The 461-nt window shown below is 69.8% G+C and carries 1 protein-coding gene; it reads right to left on the bottom strand.

The features are described from left to right. The coding region (locus tag OOT08_RS16120) for a DUF3159 domain-containing protein (protein ID WP_325093842.1) at nucleotides 1–461 on the bottom strand (461 nt) is incomplete at both ends.

Raw genomic sequence — 461 nt, 5'->3', positions numbered from 1 at the left:
CAGCCCGTGAGGTTTCCCCGCACGGCCCCGACGAGGAAGCCGATGAGGGGCCAGCCGACGAGCACCGAAATGAGGAGCACCGTGCCGTAGGCCGTGTTGATCAAAATTCCGGGCAAATAGAAGTCCTTCGCCTCGCCCGTGAAGAGCGTGAAGCCCGCGCAGATGGCGATGCCGAGCAGCCCGACCAGCGCCGGCTGCGGGGTCTGCTTCTGGACGAAGCGGGCGATCACGGCGCCCGCGCCAATGGCCAGCGGCGCGATGACGCTGAGCTCCACGCTCCGGGTCAGGGTGTAGACCACGAGGAACAGGAAGCTCGGCACGAAGGACTCGATCATCCCCCGGACCCCGCCCAGCGAGGCCACGATCCCCCCGGCGCTCATCTCTTCGCCGCTGAGCGCGGCGGAGACCGCCGAGCGCATCCCGGACGAGCTCTCTGGCGCGGCCCCGGGCTCAGCGCCCGG

Source organism: Leucobacter sp. M11 (genome assembly GCF_035726885.1).
In the GTDB taxonomy this organism is placed as follows: Bacteria; Actinomycetota; Actinomycetes; order Actinomycetales; family Microbacteriaceae; genus JAPFRB01.
This window is presented reverse-complemented; position numbering and strand designations above follow the sequence as displayed.